Source organism: Domibacillus sp. A3M-37, from assembly GCF_024213455.1.
Taxonomy (GTDB): domain Bacteria; phylum Bacillota; class Bacilli; order Bacillales; family Domibacillaceae; genus Domibacillus; species Domibacillus tundrae.
The window spans coordinates 139,856-155,762 of the sequence record NZ_JANAVL010000002.1 but is presented as its reverse complement, the minus strand read 5'-3'; the positions used below and the strand labels follow the sequence as shown (position 1 = coordinate 155,762).

At 42.3% G+C, this 15,907-nt stretch carries 18 protein-coding genes and 1 pseudogene; 3 read left to right on the top strand and 16 right to left on the bottom strand.

Annotated features, from left to right (window positions below):
- Window positions 1–2: 2 nt before the first annotated feature.
- Window positions 3–695 carry a hypothetical protein gene (locus NLX67_RS04865; RefSeq protein ID WP_254310599.1) on the bottom strand — a complete coding sequence of 231 codons (693 nt, stop codon included), beginning with the start codon at window positions 693–695 and terminating at the stop codon, window positions 3–5.
- 308 nt (window positions 696–1,003) lie between these two features.
- On the opposite strand from NLX67_RS04865, the gene NLX67_RS04860 reads away from it, so the two are divergent.
- Complete coding sequence (locus NLX67_RS04860; protein ID WP_046179819.1) at window positions 1,004–1,369, top strand: hypothetical protein; 366 nt, start codon at window positions 1,004–1,006, stop codon at window positions 1,367–1,369.
- A gap of 201 nt (window positions 1,370–1,570) precedes the next feature.
- Here the strand turns inward: NLX67_RS04860 and NLX67_RS04855 are convergent, their stop codons facing one another.
- The 12 genes and pseudogenes from NLX67_RS04855 to NLX67_RS04800 all read right to left on the bottom strand — a co-directional run bounded on the left by NLX67_RS04855 (window position 1,571) and on the right by NLX67_RS04800 (window position 9,535).
- Complete coding sequence (locus NLX67_RS04855; RefSeq protein ID WP_254310598.1) at window positions 1,571–1,720, bottom strand: hypothetical protein; 150 nt, start codon at window positions 1,718–1,720, stop codon at window positions 1,571–1,573.
- 204 nt (window positions 1,721–1,924) lie between these two features.
- The gene (locus NLX67_RS04850) at window positions 1,925–2,551 is read right to left on the bottom strand and encodes a TVP38/TMEM64 family protein (protein ID WP_254310597.1); all 627 of its coding nucleotides are present in this window, start codon (window positions 2,549–2,551) and stop codon (window positions 1,925–1,927) included.
- A 180-nt stretch (window positions 2,552–2,731) separates the two neighbouring features.
- Window positions 2,732–2,854 (bottom strand): annotated as a pseudogene (locus tag NLX67_RS04845) (NAD-dependent epimerase/dehydratase family protein); the annotation flags it as partial.
- A 765-nt stretch (window positions 2,855–3,619) separates the two neighbouring features.
- Window positions 3,620–4,030 (bottom strand): hypothetical protein, encoded by a 411-nt coding sequence (locus tag NLX67_RS04840; RefSeq protein WP_254310596.1) that lies wholly within the window; start codon window positions 4,028–4,030, stop codon window positions 3,620–3,622.
- A gap of 169 nt (window positions 4,031–4,199) precedes the next feature.
- On the bottom strand, window positions 4,200–4,340 hold the full coding sequence (locus NLX67_RS04835; protein WP_254310595.1) for a hypothetical protein: 141 nt from the start codon (window positions 4,338–4,340) through the stop codon (window positions 4,200–4,202).
- A 213-nt stretch (window positions 4,341–4,553) separates the two neighbouring features.
- On the bottom strand, window positions 4,554–4,760 hold the full coding sequence (locus NLX67_RS04830; RefSeq protein WP_046179824.1) for a tautomerase family protein: 207 nt from the start codon (window positions 4,758–4,760) through the stop codon (window positions 4,554–4,556).
- A gap of 99 nt (window positions 4,761–4,859) precedes the next feature.
- Window positions 4,860–5,831, bottom strand: a complete 972-nt coding sequence (locus NLX67_RS04825) for a glycine-rich domain-containing protein (protein WP_254310594.1) — start codon at window positions 5,829–5,831, stop codon at window positions 4,860–4,862.
- Between the two features lie 79 nt (window positions 5,832–5,910).
- Complete coding sequence (locus NLX67_RS04820) at window positions 5,911–6,573, bottom strand: hypothetical protein (RefSeq protein WP_254310593.1); 663 nt, start codon at window positions 6,571–6,573, stop codon at window positions 5,911–5,913.
- Between the two features lie 255 nt (window positions 6,574–6,828).
- Window positions 6,829–7,605 (bottom strand): PD-(D/E)XK nuclease family protein, encoded by a 777-nt coding sequence (locus tag NLX67_RS04815; protein WP_375143352.1) that lies wholly within the window; start codon window positions 7,603–7,605, stop codon window positions 6,829–6,831.
- Between the two features lie 63 nt (window positions 7,606–7,668).
- Entirely contained in the window at window positions 7,669–8,646 is a 978-nt protein-coding gene (locus NLX67_RS04810; RefSeq protein WP_254310591.1) for a lysozyme inhibitor LprI family protein, read from the bottom strand.
- Window positions 8,647–8,740: 94 nt separating this feature from the next.
- Window positions 8,741–9,127: a hypothetical protein gene (locus NLX67_RS04805; RefSeq protein WP_254310590.1), complete on the bottom strand. Its 387-nt coding sequence runs from the start codon at window positions 9,125–9,127 to the stop codon at window positions 8,741–8,743.
- 93 nt (window positions 9,128–9,220) lie between these two features.
- Window positions 9,221–9,535, bottom strand: coding sequence for a hypothetical protein (locus NLX67_RS04800; RefSeq protein WP_254310589.1), 315 nt, complete (start codon window positions 9,533–9,535; stop codon window positions 9,221–9,223).
- Window positions 9,536–9,863: 328 nt separating this feature from the next.
- Here NLX67_RS04800 and NLX67_RS04795 point away from each other — a divergent pair, with 328 nt between their 5' ends.
- Window positions 9,864–11,132, top strand: a complete 1,269-nt coding sequence (locus NLX67_RS04795) for a M48 family metallopeptidase (RefSeq protein ID WP_254310588.1) — start codon at window positions 9,864–9,866, stop codon at window positions 11,130–11,132.
- 114 nt (window positions 11,133–11,246) lie between these two features.
- Here NLX67_RS04795 and NLX67_RS04790 read toward each other — a convergent pair whose 3' ends face one another.
- Window positions 11,247–11,783 carry a hypothetical protein gene (locus NLX67_RS04790; protein ID WP_254310587.1) on the bottom strand — a complete coding sequence of 179 codons (537 nt, stop codon included), beginning with the start codon at window positions 11,781–11,783 and terminating at the stop codon, window positions 11,247–11,249.
- A gap of 22 nt (window positions 11,784–11,805) precedes the next feature.
- A complete protein-coding gene (locus NLX67_RS04785) occupies window positions 11,806–13,350 on the bottom strand; it encodes a histidine kinase N-terminal 7TM domain-containing diguanylate cyclase (protein WP_254310586.1) in 1,545 nt (514 codons plus the stop codon).
- Window positions 13,351–13,584: 234 nt separating this feature from the next.
- On the opposite strand from NLX67_RS04785, the gene NLX67_RS22735 reads away from it, so the two are divergent.
- The gene (locus NLX67_RS22735; protein ID WP_256519598.1) at window positions 13,585–13,716 is read left to right on the top strand and encodes a hypothetical protein; all 132 of its coding nucleotides are present in this window, start codon (window positions 13,585–13,587) and stop codon (window positions 13,714–13,716) included.
- 145 nt (window positions 13,717–13,861) lie between these two features.
- Here NLX67_RS22735 and ltaS read toward each other — a convergent pair whose 3' ends face one another.
- Window positions 13,862–15,772 carry a lipoteichoic acid synthase gene (gene ltaS / locus NLX67_RS04780; protein ID WP_254310585.1) on the bottom strand — a complete coding sequence of 637 codons (1,911 nt, stop codon included), beginning with the start codon at window positions 15,770–15,772 and terminating at the stop codon, window positions 13,862–13,864.
- Between the last annotated feature and the right edge of the window lie 135 nt (window positions 15,773–15,907).

Sequence of the window (15,907 nt, the reverse complement as noted above, 5' to 3'; positions counted from 1 at the left end):
ATTTACTTATTTTTCACAAGATACGGTTCTATTTTGTTAGATAAAATAGCTGTATCCCACGGATGCCAATAGTACGTGGTCCCGTCGAACTGTAAACCGTATTTGTAGGCAACCGGCTCATTCGTATACAACACTACCTCGTAATAGAGAGGAGCTCCTTTTGTCGTGTCCGGAATAAAGTTATCCACTTCTTCACTTGTAGTTAACAGCTTTAGAAACGTCTTTACCTCTTCACTGGCCAGCTCTCTGCCCATTTCCCTGCCGTCTTGATAAATCACTACTCTAGTAACCTTTTCAATCGGCACATTCTTAAAGTGCCATTGGTACTCTGTCGTTTTTGTTGAGAAATAAAGATTGTATCCGTTGATCGCTTGCTCATCTTTTATGGCAAGCAAATCAGGATGCCCTTTGACCGCATAAAGTCCAGTTCCTTTTTCGTGGAATGCAGCATCTCCATTTTTTGTTTTATAGGCTGGGTTGGTGATGTGATCTGCTACTTTGAATGTTACGTTTCCGATTTTTTGGCCAATCGCGCTTTGGTCTGCTAAAATCCCAGTATGAATCCCTTGATACTCCACTCCATCCCATTTAACAAAATCAATCCAATCGATGGCTGAGTGGCTGCTTTCGGACACACCAGAGCGGCAGCCTGCCAACAGGACAACCAGCAGTGCCAGCAAGGCATATTTTCTCAACAAATCCCTCCTGCTCAATAAAATGACCTATAAAGTATACTTGATGTATAGTATTCGCTGTCTGTAACAAGATACCTTCAACAATTCACCTGTCCCGCCAGTTGAAGAAGAAACTATCCTCATCAACCGCCTTTAAAAAAAGAAAGTTCCATCATGTTCCGGATGTAGAAAAGGAAAAAAATGAATAATTTGGCTTTTTTTGTACAAATACTGGGTTTTAAATAATCTTTTCCGGGGCATGATAGGCTTTATACACTTTTAGTCTGGAAAAAGATCTTTTAAAATAAGAAGGAAAGGAGCGGTGGAGGATGGAGGACATAATCAGCTTGATCGTGTCAATGAAAGAATGGCTGACGATGGAAAATGTGGTACAAGCTGTGTCTTATACGTTTTTCTTTGTGACCATTGGCGTTTTTGCCTGGCAGGTGTACCGCTGTATCCGTGTCGTTCGAAAAGCAGTGGCCCTGAAAAAAATCGGTTTTAAAACGATCCTTCAAAGCCTGATCACTCTTTATTTTGTCGTCATTGCCCTGCTGTCTGCTGGAATCAACGGGCTTACAGGCGTTTTTTGGGTATTTTCATTTATCGGCTTTTCTCTCACATGTATCTTTTGGATCGACCGAGCGTCAAAACGGGGAATGAAGCCCGCGAAACTAAAACGCCCTTTTTCGTAAACCAAAGCTTGCAAACAAACCGGGCGCATGGGCCCTTTTTTTGTTCCTTTTTCTGTCTTTCTATCTAAAATGGCAAACTACCCCTCGTTTTTCCCTATCAAAAAAGCCAATCCTCTTTTACGGCTGAGAATTGGCTGGCGGATCCTGTTCCTGCTCAAGATCAGTCTTCATGTTAAATCTTTTTTTATTATAGACCTATTGTTATCGTGCTTTTACTTTAATAATGGCTTCTCCGTACTGATCCATTGACTGGCGGTATGTTTTAATAGCCGAAGCGATCGCTTGCATGTATTTTCCGAAGCCTCCTTTTTCTTTTAAAACTAATGATGTATTGCTTATATATTTTGTCATTTCATTATATCTCCTTTATCGGTCAACTTTCCTTTATTATCCTATATCAGCATCTTTTTGAAAAAGCCGGAGAAAACGGAAACATTGGTCATGCAAGCGTGTATCATCGTCATTTTTCTTCTGATTGCTTACTTTTTCTTTGTTTTTCTCTTTTTTTCATTTTCCAGCTATCATTTTTTCCCCCCAGACAAAAAAGTGCCGATATTATTCCGGCACTTTGTTCATTTTTCTGTACACAATAATGTAATTAACAATCATAATAATGAGCACATAAATTCCGTACAGCCCAAAAGAAAACCACTTGTTTTCGGAGAAACTCGCCCCCGCAAACGACAAAAGAAGAATATTCGGCAATTTCCCAATTGCTGATGCGAGAAAAAAGACGAGCCCATTTACTTTGCTTAACCCGCAGACGATATTGACAACAGGAGAAGGCACGATCGGCACTAAGCGAACGAGCAGAATCGTCAGAAACGCATTTTTGTTCAGCTTTTCCTCGTATTCTTTCACCTGAGGATACTGTTCAATTTTCGTTTGCGCCCACTCTTTAAAGCCGTACCGGGCAATATAAAAAAACAAAAGAGTTCCGATCATGGCGCCGCTAAGCGTTATAATGACGCCTTGCGGGGTGCCGAAAATCCCGCCAATCAACCCGGCCAGCACAGGAAACGGAACAATCGGGACAAACACACAAATCGCTACCAGCAGCATGCTGATGAGGATGGAATAAGCCCCACCTTCGTTCACCATTGCTAACAACTGTTCTTTTTGGGTGATGCCTAGCACGAGAATGCTGGCAATCACGGCCACACTGATTATTCTTTTCATCATAAAACACCTCTTCTTTACCAACGTTCCTGTTCTCAGTTTACCATAGGCACGTGCAGGAAAGTCCTCTCTTTATCTGCCGCATCAAATAGCAGGATGTTAACTTATGTGGAAAGGATGTCTTGAAAAGCCTCATCAAGTGTTCTGAAGGTGATCTATATCCTTCACGCTCTAACCGGTCTGCTCCCATGAGATATGCTGTGTTTGCCTTGATATGATTTTCACTTCATACCCAAGCGCCTTAAATTTCGTTTCAAAATAGTTGCCAATGAACCCCGTTCCTCCTGCTAAAATAACTTTTTTCATATGAAAAGCTCCAATCTTTTTAAAGTCGGCTTCTTTTTTCATTCAAAAAAACAAGGATTCATGGAAAACAGCAAAAAAATTACCCGCTTCAGAAAGTGGGAAAATTTCTATAATTATGAAAACAATCCGTTTAATCTACATTTTTTCTTCCTTTTTCCTCATTCGCGATATCCACATAATACCATACGCTCGTCATCCTTTCTATTTTTTTATGTGCCGGCTGCTGCCTTCTTTTGATTTTTGCCCACCGGCGAAAAATGACAATATTTTTTCTTCTTTCAAAATACGTTGCTTTTTTGCGTTATTTCGACAAAAATGGCTTTAGGTGTTTTCTACGCTAGCGGGAATCGTTTTTTATAGGCTCCACAGTTGCATAATTATTCATCTCTCGTTTACTACCAACAGCAAAAAATTCTTTTCTTCTATTACAACTCATGTCAAGATTACTTTTCTGAAAAAGTAATGGTCAACGATTTTTTCTTTGATTATTATTTTCCAAATATTAGATTTGCGAAAACCTAATATATTTGCTCCGTGCTTTTATAATAAAACAATTTATTAAATACCTTTTTATGTAAATTGGTTTCCCCTCCCTCATAGTACCTGCTATAAAGTTTACGGATTATTTTTATTACACTGTTAATTTTTTCAGTAAAAAAAGCACCATTCGTTTTCATAAATGAATGGTGCTTTTCTTTTTCGAAGATTAAGGCACGCAAAAAAACCCTGTCCGCAAAATGAGAGGCGGACAGAGCTTTCCTTGGATTAGTATACTCTTTTTTCTTTTTGATTTTTAAAGAAAACGAATAGTTTGCGAATGACTACGATTAAGATCACCACGGCGACAACGTTAACAAGCAATCCCAGTAATGAACCGAGCATGCCCATGTTCGCGAACAAGCTGCCAAACAGCAAACCGGCAAGCCCGCCCAGCATTAACCCTTTCATTAAACCGCTTGATAGAAATCCGCCCTTTTTCTTTGCGGTCGTCGCAGCGGGGTCGGATTTTTTGTTTTGGACATTCGAATTGTTGATTGTATTGTTGCTGTTGCTGTTGCTGTTTATGCTTTTCTTGCCTCTTGCTTCTACAGTCGTGGCCTGATCTTGAGAAACAAAGTTTCCAACAGGCGAAAAAACTACCACTGCCGCAAGCATAGCTGCCAATATTTTTTTCATTTCATCGTTCCTCCCTAAATGTACGTACTCAGCTTTTATGGCTGTGCTGTTATTATCTTGTCTTGCTTTTTCACAACTTTACTATTATACCATTCTCCTGCTGCTTTGCGCAGTCCGGGCAGTTTTTTCTGGATGGCTTGAACATCAATTCGTTGCATGGATCAGCTTTTTAAATGCAGGTCATAATATCCTCGGCCGTTTGAATGGGCTGAAAATCAGCATAATCGCCTTTCCGAAATTCAGAAGAGACATACACTTCTGTCTGTGGGTCCACTTCATCCCGGAGTGCCGCGTTGATTTCATCAAACATATTCTTTTCTGTAAATGGAACGTGAAACGTGGAGTCAAAAATGAATCAAATGCCGAACCCTTTTTATCAGCATACATGGAAAAAGATCAATGCCAGGACGGTGATTCCGATTGTAGCAGGGATGGCGCGTCAGCAGAAGATTGAATAGAAGGTTTAATAGCGGGATTGTGCTGCAGACAAAAAAATCCCGCCGGAACCGGTCCGGCGGCACCTTTACTTTTTCTCCTGCTGTCTGCGGACAGTGATGGTTTCCCCGCCAATTCCCCAGTTGTCCGTTTCCACTTCATCAATTACGACAACCGTTGTATTCGGATTTTTGCCGAGCACGTCGACTAATAGCTGCGTGGCTCCTTGAATGAGCTGGGCTTTTTGCTCCGGCGTGACGCCTTCATTGGTAATTTTAATATTTACATAAGGCATGATCGATTCCTTCTTTCTTTTTCATTTTTCCCTTACATTGGCCGCATGACGTATGACTGATCAATCCGAACAAGCAGTGTTCTCACAGGCGGATCGTTTCTAGCTGCTGCAGCCGCCGCCGCAACTGCTGCAGCTGCTTGATGATGAGTCTCCTGAGGAACCTGAACCCTCCGAGGAATCTGAATCGTGATGAGAGTCATTTCGGTCGTGGTCATACCGGCGGCCATCGGATCCATTACAAGAGGAGGCGGGGCTGGCCGCTGAATCCTTTTCCTTTTCAGGCTCATGGACTGCTCCCATAGACGTATATAGAAGTAAATAGACCGCTTGATCATCGCCAGACGAGCTGCTCTTTGGCTTACGAATGTCTGCTGCTGCTCCTTTGCGTTCGACCCTTTCTTTTGCTGCGGTTACATGATGGGCTATTTTTTTAGAAGCAGCGCGAATCAAACGGTCATGCTGAGAGAAATCATGCTTAAAAAGTGCGTCCTGAATATAACGTTCCAGCTCCTGCCCTTTCAGCCCTTCACATTGGAGCATGAACTGCTTATCCAGCAGGCAATATCCAAACGGTCCCTGAATCAGCTCTGAAGCTGAATGAGGATCGAATAAAATGCTGTACACTAACTCATAAACAGCACGTTCATGGCTGGCAGAAGCCTTGGTTTTAAAGGCTTTATCTGTCGGTGTATGATGAATCATGGCGCCGTTAAACTGCTCGCAAAAATCGGCATAATCTTTCGTAAAAAGAATCATGTCGTGCCAAATCGCATCGGCTTTTTCGTTGTACATCGGCACATTTTTCATAATGGCAGACAAACAGAAAAACCGCTTTAGTTCAAGCTCGTACCAATCATATTCTTCGTTAGAAATGACACCTTTTCCAGACAAACGATCCTTCACCGCCGCTGCTGGTGCATCATTCCACGCATCATTGAGCCTGTTTACAAGCGGATACCCTTCCTCAAGACGCATCCCCAACGTCTGACTCAACTCAGCCGGCAGACCAGGAAGACTCTCCTTTTCTTTCGCTCGATTTCTTTTGTTAAAATAATTCGTCATAAAGAACATTCAAACACCTCCTCGCTGTATTTTCTGCCATTGCAGCCATTGACAGACTACCGATTCCTCCTTCTTTCACTGGACCATATCAGACGGTTTCCCGAGAAAAATTTTCATCAGCAGAGTGGTCCCATCCACTAACATATTCATTTTGCTTTGCTTGAATGTCCGCCGCTTTCTGTAAAATAGAGGCGACATTCTTTTCAATCATCTGCAGTTCCTGGCGGGATGATGTAAACTTTTGAAACTCTCCTTTGGCTATACGCCTTTTCCGAAGCAGCATCTGTAATTTTTTTGCAAACTGGTACCCTTGCGAGGCGTTAAATGAATTCGTTTCCATGTCATGATAAATGCTGCTAATTTGTTTATCCAGGCTGCTAATCTCACTGCTAATTGCCTTTTCAAACTGCGCTGTTTTTTTCAGCAGAGCCTTCATTTCTCCAATCATCTGCTCAAATTCACCTAACGGAACAAGCTGTTTTTGCTCAGCTTCCTTTTTTTCTACACGCAAAATCTTTACTACTTTTCTCATTGGCTCATCAAGCACTACATTCAGCCCGTCTTGCACAAACGATTGCCCTGTTACTTGCTGATCGCGGTAAATGCCCGCATACCGGCCCGTTTGAATCACATGCCGAACTTTGCTGGTTAACTTTTCCCTGGTCATTCCTTTTGTTTCAGCTTTTTTATGAAGTGCTTTGCTTACTTGAATGGAAGCTGTTTGTATCTTGATTTTATTTACGATTCTCATAAATTTATTCCTTTTCTTTGCTCCCAGCCAGCTGCTGTTTCGCATCTCTTTCTTTTCATTTTACCAAAAAAGGAAATGCGTTCCTATTGCTTTTCTATTCTTTTTTCTTTAAAGTAGTCTCTTCTTAGTTTCATTTTCACAAATCGAACCAATTAAGCATATCGACTGCTGCTATATTTAGTTGTCATATTAAAATCTAAAACGAAATAAATAAAGAGGCAGCACACCATTTGGGAATGCGCTGCCTCTTTCTGCTTATTTTTTCGAAAGATCCACGTGCTTTTCAATCTCTTTCAGCATCTCCACGGTTGCCTGAACATCCAGTATCCCGTCTTGATTGAGCTGCACATAATCGCTTTTCACCATAACTGTCATGGTCTGTCCATTTTTGGATCGGGCTGGCTTTTGAAAAGATAGGGCTTCAATAGATGGTTGTTTCAGCAGATGCGCTGACGCTTTCAGACGAGAATCACGCTGTTGAAGCTTGTCGCGTTCTACTATTTTAATGCAGAGGCGCTTCTCTTCCAATTGAAAATAGCACACGTTTTCTGGTTTTTTTGACCACCAAAACCCTTGAAATCCACCCCTTGCATTTGCGACGTATCCCCAACCTCCATTCTTCAGCTCCTTTTGAAGCAGCCGGTAAAACCCCTGCCAGGATAAAGAAGTCCAGGCATCAATCGGGAGCCAGCGGTACGATTGATAACCTGCTTCAATCTGTTCAAGCCGCTTTAAGTAATCAAGGAAAATATGATTTCGCACGCCCATGCTTTTTCCTTCATTCATAATGTCAATCATGCCTTCACGCAAAAACGGCTGATAACCTGCTATTTTACAAGAGCGGTAATGGCTCTGACTTCCTGATTTATAATAAATCGGCAGTTGAAGGTGGTTAGGATAATCTTTCTCGACCACTTTGCGATACCGAATCAGCTGGTCCGAATGATCTTTTGTGTACGTTTTGTCTTCAATAAGAATAGCCGTATTGCCGTTTAATAAGATTAAAATATCCAAGCCTTTAAATTGCTGAATAATTTCAATAGATTCAATATTATGAAATAACCTATACCAAAAAAGGAAATTCTGCAGATGCGCTTAATCCATATATCGGTCCACAAGCTCATAGCACCGCTCTTGTGTAATACTGGCTTGTGTGCTTACATATTGAACAGACTCCCACGAACCGCCGGCGAATCCTGATGCCGTTTCTTCAGCCGTTTCATCACGATACGTAATCCATTCACGCTGCGCCTGACGCAATTGATCCATTTCAGATGCCGGAAGCTGTTCTTTTAACACCCCGTAAATCTCATTAAGTGCATCGTCCCAGCGCTTGTACCGTTCTGTTTCCGCCTCTCTCATTTCAACAGTTGTTCCATTTTCATATATGTAGGCCAAATCCGCCTGGCTCCGTTCGATCCGGTCCAGCTTTTGATAATATTCTGTTTTCTGATTCACTTTTGCGGCAGCCGCTTCCTCCGCTTTCTGGATGGCAGCTTCTTCCGCCTGCTGAACAGCCGCGGCTTTTTCCGCCTCTGCTTCCTGTTCTAAGCCTGCCTGAATCTCTTTCTCCACTCCATCTAATTCATCAGAAAAGCTTACAGCCGCCGTTTTCAGTGCGTCATCGTCATTCACTTCATCCAGCAGTGATTTCGCTTCACTGTACTTTTTTTCACTCGTTAACGATTGAATGCTTTTCACTTTTTCAACTACAGCCTGCTCCTGTTCTTTCCCGTCTGCCGCTGATTGCTTATACTGTGCAAGCGGTTCTTTCAAGCTGCTGTGCAAATCCTTATTTTTCAAAAGAACATCTGCCTGCTTCTCCGCCTCTTCCCACTCTGCATTTTCAAGAGCGCTCCCTATCTCGCCAAAATTTTTCAGCTGTTCATACATAATAGAAGCATCCGCATCTCCTGGCTCTTCTTCAAGCGCCAATTCAAATGATGCCCGCGCTTTATCAAATTCACCCGAAGCGAGTGCTAATTTCCCCTGACTCATGGATTCATCATATAGTTTGTTTCCGCATCCCGCCAGCATTAAAGCGGCTAGCAGCGCTGCTGCTTTTCTCTTCATTTCCATCCTCCATTACTGTTCACAAGAACTCTTTTTTTCAAAAATTTCTATATTTATATTACCATTGACTTAATGAAAAAGGATGGCATTTTCATTAAAAAGCTTCCGGATAATCTTCGTGTTCCATCCAAAAACCGCAGCCGACAAATTTCCAGTCACTTTGGTCATTGTGTATCACATAGCGGTTCCAGTAGCGAAGCTGAGTCACCCGCGTGCCCAATTGCTTCGGCTTGCCGAACAAATTGGTAAAGCAATGTGCCGTTTTTCCATCCAAACATTCATCCAGCATCGAAAGAGTTTTCCATAAGTTTTGAACCGCATAAACATCCTGCGGCAAAAATGTTCTTGTTTTATCGAATCCGATTTCCTCCATGTACTTTAAAATTTGTTTGCAGTACAAATCTTCCCGGTATTCTTCTTGAAGCCAATGAAACACTTCAAACCATTGCAGCTGCTGAAAATGATCTTTCACACTGTCCATATTTTTAGGATCGTAATATTGTGTGACATAAAAAAGATGGACAGCAAAGCCGCTTAATTTATGGAGTGTTAAATGATCCCGATAACGCTCTAACTACAAGTAGCCTTCACCGCTTCCAAGCTTGTTCTCAATAAATACAACATGGCGTGCACTTCCATGGTTAAATGTGATAACTAAGTCCGGACGGCTGTCACTCAGGTGGTATTCAAGCTTGTGATACGTTCGCTGCGTATGTACTTTTATATGAGATAAGCGAGAAATCTTTAATCCTGCAAACCGTTCCAAAAAGCGGGCAAGTATCTCATCCTGTTCAAAAATAGGAGCAACAATTCCCATTAAATAATCTTCAAGCGCGGCTCTCTCCGTTTGTTTTAATAAATGATAGATTCGGTTAAATGCAGAAGACATGATAGACATCTCTCTTTTCTTAATGAATCAATTTTATTTTCTTTATTAATAAAAAGTTATAAGTCTTTTGATCTGCTGTTATATTACCACTTTCTCCTATTTAATTTTATGAAAACAAGTCAGGTAGAGCGATTATTTTTTGAACGTTCTTTACTGTTGACATCTAAAGTGAAAGCGGCCGAATATAATGAAGGGCGCATGATATAAACCCTTGACTGGGCGTAATGGATTATTTAAAGCGATGAAGGCATAAAGACTCGGTATTTTTATCCTGATCATCAAATTGTTATAGGTTGTTATTTATTTTAATGCTGAAAGGAAGAGCTTATTGAAAAAATTTTTACTTGGCTTTCTCATTTTTTATCTTTTCTATGCGGCAGGCATCAGTGTTTATTTACTGAATCTTGAGCCAGGCTATGTTCCGGCAGAATATGCCGGAACGAGCGCAGATCCAAAACAGTTTATGACGGAAAAGGAAATAGAGGAAGCCCACCATTTAGATTTAATCCATTATTTTAGGTTCTTTTTGCAAACTCCGCTTGATGTGATATTAGTGCTGTTTTTCATGATGATCTCGGTTAAATTGCGCAACCGGGCCACTGGGCGCTTCCGCAAATCGTTTTGGCAGGTCAGCTATTATTATTTCTTTTTCAGTACGGCCCTCACGCTATTGTATTTGCCGCTTGAATTCTTTTTTTATAAGCTGTCGCGCGACTATGGCCTTTCAAATCAATCGTCCGCTTCGTGGCTTGGCGATATGGGCATCGGCTTTGGCTTAGACCTTGTTATGGGCATTCTGCTTATCTGGCTGCTTTTTTTCGCGATAAAAAAATTCCCGAAAAAATGGTGGCTTGCCGCTTGGGCGGCGTCACTGCCATTGACCATCCTTCTGATGTTCATTGCGCCAGTATTTATTGCTCCATTGTTCAATGACTATAAACCGCTTGAAAATGAAAAAGCCAAAGCCGAAATTCAACAATTGGCCGATGAAGCCGGCATTTCAGATGCGAAAATTTTGGAAATGAATATGTCGAAGCAAACAAACACTATTAATGCATTTGTCAATGGCTTCGGAAGCAATATGCAGATTGTGCTCGGTGATACGGCGATTAACGAGCTGACCGTCGATGAAATCAAATTTGTTATGGCGCACGAGATTGCCCATTACAAAATGGACCATATTTACAAAGGACTGGTACTGCAAGTTATCGTTGGTTTCTTTACCGCATTCGCGACCTTCCGTTTGTTTAATTGGATGCGCAAAAAGTGGGGGCATCGATGGGGAATTAAGGATCAGCATGATATCGCGGTCCTGCCGCTTCTTATGATCTCGTTCAGCATCATTTCCTTCCTCGCTTCACCAATCGGCCAATTTCAAAGCCGCCTTTATGAAGTGGAGGCGGACCGCTATGCAATTGAGGTGACAGCAGATAGAGAAGCAGCCATTACCGCTTTCCAAAAACTAACAAAAAATGTAAAATCAACCGGATATGAACCGGCAATTATTCATTTCATTATGGGATCACATCCACGCATGACGGAACGGATTGATTTTCTCGACAAATACGACGTAAGCAATTCTGACAAAACCGATTGAAAATGTAATACTGCATAAATCAATCCCCAGGGAGCAACCGACCTGCTGTGGCCCGCATTGCGGATAAGCACAGCAGGTTTTAGTTGTTCCTGTGCCTTTCATGCTTCAGCCAGTTTAGTAGACTACTCCATAATGCATAGATGCACAACCATGGCATGTATGCTCGTCAAACCGATGTTCAGACGGTGTTGGTTTTCCGCAGAATTGACAGATTTTAAACTGATTTAAGCGTGTCTCTTTTGCTTCAACCAGCGCATCGAGCAGCCATTGGGATTGGCTGTCACAGTCTTCTTTTTCCCACTCTGCCCGCTTTTTTTCTCTTGTTGTTTGGACAGCTTTTACTGGTTTACTGGGTCCATCCCAGTAATAAGTGCCGAATCCAACGACCAGTTTGCTTTGATGAAGCATGACATATAATTCTTCTTCCTCATCAAATCCCTGGAATTTATACATTTGTACGATGGATACCGAAAGGGAAGAAGCGGGTTCAGCCTCCCTCATCCCTTCCTCGCGCAGCCGCTTCTGTATTTGAGAAAGAGGTCCATACATCTGATCTAAACAGCTTTCATCTTGCTTTTCTTCCAAGCAGCCATAAAAATCATCACGACTTAATCGAATCATTCCTTCAGGTACATCATTCTCCTGGATCATTTCTTCTCTCTCCTTTCCTTTATTAAAGCGCCTGCACGCAGTTCCGGCCGTTTCGTTTAGCGGCATACAGTGCCTGGTCTGCTTCTCTCATCAGCGTTTGAATCGGGGAATCTGTGCCATCGGCTTCGATCTGTGTATGGGAGAGACCGAAACTCGACGTAACATTCAAAGGCTCTCCCCCTGCAATGGTGATCATGTCAGCAATGGCCGTACGGATCTCCTCCGCCCGTTCATGTGTTTCAAATAAAGAAGCATCCGGGAGAAAAATAATAAATTCCTCCCCGCCATAACGGGCAAACAAATCATTGGGCCGCATTTTCTTCTGGACAGTACAGGCTATATTCTCGAGGACAAGGTCCCCTGCTTCATGGCCAAACGTGTCATTGACCCGTTTAAAATGATCGATATCAAACATAATCATCGATACGCTGCCGCCTTTTTCTTTTACTTGCCGGCAGGCTGCTTCCGCGCGTTCTAAAAAGAACGTACGGTTAAGCACACCAGTTAAGCCGTCCATGCTGGCGAGTTTATGCAGTTTTTCCTCCATCTGCACCCGCTCGGTTACATTAATAAATGTAATGATTTTGCCGATCGATTCACTTTTTTTGCTCTGCAGGACAGCGAAACGAATATGAAAATGAAGTGTGCCTCCACTTTGGATCAGCTGATAGTCGCATTCCTGTCCGTTGCAGATAATATTTCCCAACTGCTCATTGTGACCGATCACTTCTTTTAACGGCTTACCAATTGTATGAACTGTTAAGAAAGGCAGCACCATTTTCATTGCTCGGTTGTAATCGACGACCGCGTCGTTTTTGTTCAATACGATGACGCCTTCTTCCAAACTTTCAAATACCGTTTCCCGGGCAATCGGGACAACATCAAACATTTGAAACCAAAGCAGCGCCACGCCTTGGAATAAAAACGATACACATATGGACACGGGTCCTAAGTCAACGCCGCCGCTCCAGCCGTTAAGATAAAAAAGGCTCGCACCGACCGGGATTAACAGGCCAATGACCATCAAGCAAATTTGCATCTGGAAACGAAAAGAAACCTTTTTCAGCTGCAAAAGCAGGATAAACACGCTGGCCAACATGCAAAAATAAAGAAAAAAAGAATGAACCCAAAACCAAGGTCCGCCTTCAAGCTTCACAACCGGGTGTAAAGTATCACTGCGCATACCGACGGCTGTGTAATATAAATGATGGTAGGGATTTGTATAATGCACGATAACGGTTATAACCGGGAGAACAAACAGGACGCCGTACATCCACTTTTTCAGTTTCCGGCCGGCATAATCGATGCACATCATCAAAACAGCGACCGGCAGAAATGGAATGGCCAAATATTCAACAGCCACCCAGAACATAATACCCTCAAGTGATACAGACGTTAGTTCAAACGCATAAGCCACGGCGAAAAAAGCGGCCAGGAAAGCAGCCGCGCAAAAATATTTCCCGCCGGGCGCGTTTCTAATTTTTATAAAGGCGTAGACTCCTAAAAAAGAACTTACTGAGGCACCTGTAATCAAGGCAAGTATGTACGTCAGTATATGATGTGGCATTTCCGTCTCCTCACTTAGAAAAAAAAGTATATTAGTATCTATTAATATATCATCTTATACTTGTTTTTATAGATTATCTTTTTCTGTTCTCTTTCCAGGTACCCCGGAGCTATCCGAAAATGACCAGCAAAAGATTGTAACTGAAATCGCCAGCGTCCGTCTTGCAATCGAAGAATTTAAGAATACAAAAGTCCCCTTTTTCTTAAGAAAAGCACAAAAAATGCGGTGGAAAAATTGAATAAAATAGATGAGGCTCTTCTGGACGTACAGCAAAAAGCAGAAAGAAAAGCAGCCACACAGGATGATATTCAGTGGATCAAAGAAGAACTTTCCAATGATATTCAGATAAATGTGTTTAGCAATTGACGAATGATAGAAGTAAAAAAGCCGCATATCCCTTATAAAAAGGAATAACGGCTTTTCGCTATCTTATTCAGCTGCTCTTCTGACTTCATGTATACCGAAAAAAACCGAAAAACGGGTCGCCTGACGGGTCCGTCTTTCGGTTTTTTTACTTGGTCTCCTCTTTGCCGTACGTATATTGAGAAGGATCGACCGGTTTCATGCCTTTCACGTCATGAAAGCGCAGGAGGTCACCGTACAATACTTGATCCGAGAAAGATAATTCCGCTGCCACTTTCTTTTTAAAAGCCTCCATCTCGGCTGTCGGCTCTGCTTCTTCGCCGGTTTGCGTATCATAATACGTTCCGTCAATTGACGTGTATTTCGGCGATACATAATCACCGTTGCGGAATGCGACGACTTCATCGTGTTTTGGCGATAATAAGTCGGTGCCAAATTGGATAAACTCTTTATTGTCGATCCCGAGTAAATGCAGCATTGTTGGCAGTACATCAATTTCTCCGCCATATTGGTGCTGAACGCCGCCTTTGACGCCAGGCACGTGGATAAACAGCGGAACACGCTGCAGCTGTGCATTTTTAAACTCTGTGATGTCTTCTCCCATAATCTGCGCCATTGCTTTATTGTGATTTTCAGAAATACCGTAATGATCCCCATAAATCATGATCATAGAATTATCGTAAAGACCTGATTCTTTCAAATCAGCAAAAAAGGAAGCCAGTGCTTCATCCATATAACGCGCTGTCTGGAAGTAGCGGTCCACGGTTCCATCACCCGTATTGGCCGGCGCGATTGAGGCATCTCCTTCATCCATCACATAAGGAAAATGATTGGTCAGTGTCATCAAATGCGCGTAAAACGGCTGCGGCATGGATTCGAGCATCGGCATGGATTCTTCGAAAAACGGCTTGTCTTTTAAGCCGTAATTGACTTTTCGATCTCCTTCCATGTTATAGTAGCTGGCGTCAAAAAACGTATCTACGCCCATTTGTTTGTAAATTTCATTTCGGTTCCAAAACGTTTTATAATCGCCATGCAACACAGCGGTCGTGTAGCCTGCTTTTTGGCTCAAAATCGCTGGCGCCGCCTGATAGGTATTGCGCCCTTTTAGCACAAATGCGGATCCTTGCGGCAGACCGTACAGGGAGGTATCCATCATCAGCTCGGCATCAGCTGTCTTCCCTTGCCCGGTTTGATGAAAAAAGTTATCAAAATACATAAAATTGTCATCATGGGCGAGTGAATTTAAAAACGGTGTGACTTCCTCTCCATTTAATTTGTAATCAATTAAAAACGCTTGAAATGACTCAAGGTGAATTTTAATGACATTCATGTCTTCCGCTTTTCCGAAATATTCTTCGTTCGGTTCTGCGTAATGAGACTTTGTGAAGTTTTCCACATTTGTTAAGTCGTCGCTGCTTGCGAACGCGCTTTGCTTCTCGTTTTTCACGGTTTGGACGGCATCATATACTGTATAGTTATAAGCGCCCAAATATTTGATCAAATAACTACGATCAAATGTTCTTGACAGAAGCTGCGGCCTGTCTATTTCGGCCAGTCCGAGATTGACAGCGAAAATAACGGCTCCGACCGCTAAAATAGCTGCGGCCTTTTTCTTCGGCAGTACGTGCTGCTTAAAGTTCTGCTTTTTCATCCAAAGGACCAGCATCAGCGCAATCAGATCCACAAAATAAATCACATCATGCCACTCTGCCAAATCCGCAATGCTCCCACCCAAATGCCCGGCGTTGCTCGTTTGAAATAAAGTTGGCAGCGTAACAAAATCATTAAAGAAGCGATAGTACAGTATATTGCTGTATAAAATAAGCGTCATGATGCTGCTAAGCGCAACAATCCAAGTGCCTCCCCTTTTTAAAAACAGACCGAATCCTAAAAAGAGAATGGCCGAACTGAGCGGATTAAGGAACAGGAGAAACGTCTGCAGTACATTGTTAATTCCCAACTGAAACTCGGTAAGATAGGCGATATATGATTTAACCCAAACAAAAATAACCGCCAAAACAAAAAAGTGCAACGGTTTAGAAAATAATTTATTCATTTTTCATCCCTTCTCCCAACTGTTCATGATGAACCAGCGTCTTTTATAAAAAGCCGCAGTTATTAACTATACATCATGCGGCTTCCATCTGTCGAGTACCTTCATTTACCATGTATTAAATGACCAGTAGTGAAA

Coding starts and splice junctions, on each gene's coding strand:
- NLX67_RS04840 (WP_254310596.1), bottom strand. CDS start 4,030: ATGAAAAAAATATTGGCAGCTATGCTTGCGGCAGTGGTAGTTTTTTCG.
- NLX67_RS04790 (WP_254310587.1), bottom strand. CDS start 11,783: ATGATCCAGGAGAATGATGTACCTGAAGGAATGATTCGATTAAGTCGT.
- NLX67_RS04850 (WP_254310597.1), bottom strand. CDS start 2,551: ATGATGAAAAGAATAATCAGTGTGGCCGTGATTGCCAGCATTCTCGTG.
- NLX67_RS04835 (WP_254310595.1), bottom strand. CDS start 4,340: ATGTTTGATGAAATCAACGCGGCACTCCGGGATGAAGTGGACCCACAG.
- NLX67_RS04830 (WP_046179824.1), bottom strand. CDS start 4,760: ATGCCTTATGTAAATATTAAAATTACCAATGAAGGCGTCACGCCGGAG.
- NLX67_RS04800 (WP_254310589.1), bottom strand. CDS start 9,535: ATGTCTTCTGCATTTAACCGAATCTATCATTTATTAAAACAAACGGAG.
- NLX67_RS04820 (WP_254310593.1), bottom strand. CDS start 6,573: ATGAGAATCGTAAATAAAATCAAGATACAAACAGCTTCCATTCAAGTA.
- NLX67_RS04825 (WP_254310594.1), bottom strand. CDS start 5,831: ATGTTCTTTATGACGAATTATTTTAACAAAAGAAATCGAGCGAAAGAA.
- NLX67_RS04860 (WP_046179819.1), top strand. CDS start 1,004: ATGGAGGACATAATCAGCTTGATCGTGTCAATGAAAGAATGGCTGACG.
- NLX67_RS04810 (WP_254310591.1), bottom strand. CDS start 8,646: ATGAAGAGAAAAGCAGCAGCGCTGCTAGCCGCTTTAATGCTGGCGGGA.
- NLX67_RS04785 (WP_254310586.1), bottom strand. CDS start 13,350: ATGCCACATCATATACTGACGTACATACTTGCCTTGATTACAGGTGCC.
- NLX67_RS04805 (WP_254310590.1), bottom strand. CDS start 9,127: ATGGACAGTGTGAAAGATCATTTTCAGCAGCTGCAATGGTTTGAAGTG.
- NLX67_RS04855 (WP_254310598.1), bottom strand. CDS start 1,720: ATGACAAAATATATAAGCAATACATCATTAGTTTTAAAAGAAAAAGGA.
- ltaS (WP_254310585.1), bottom strand. CDS start 15,772: ATGAATAAATTATTTTCTAAACCGTTGCACTTTTTTGTTTTGGCGGTT.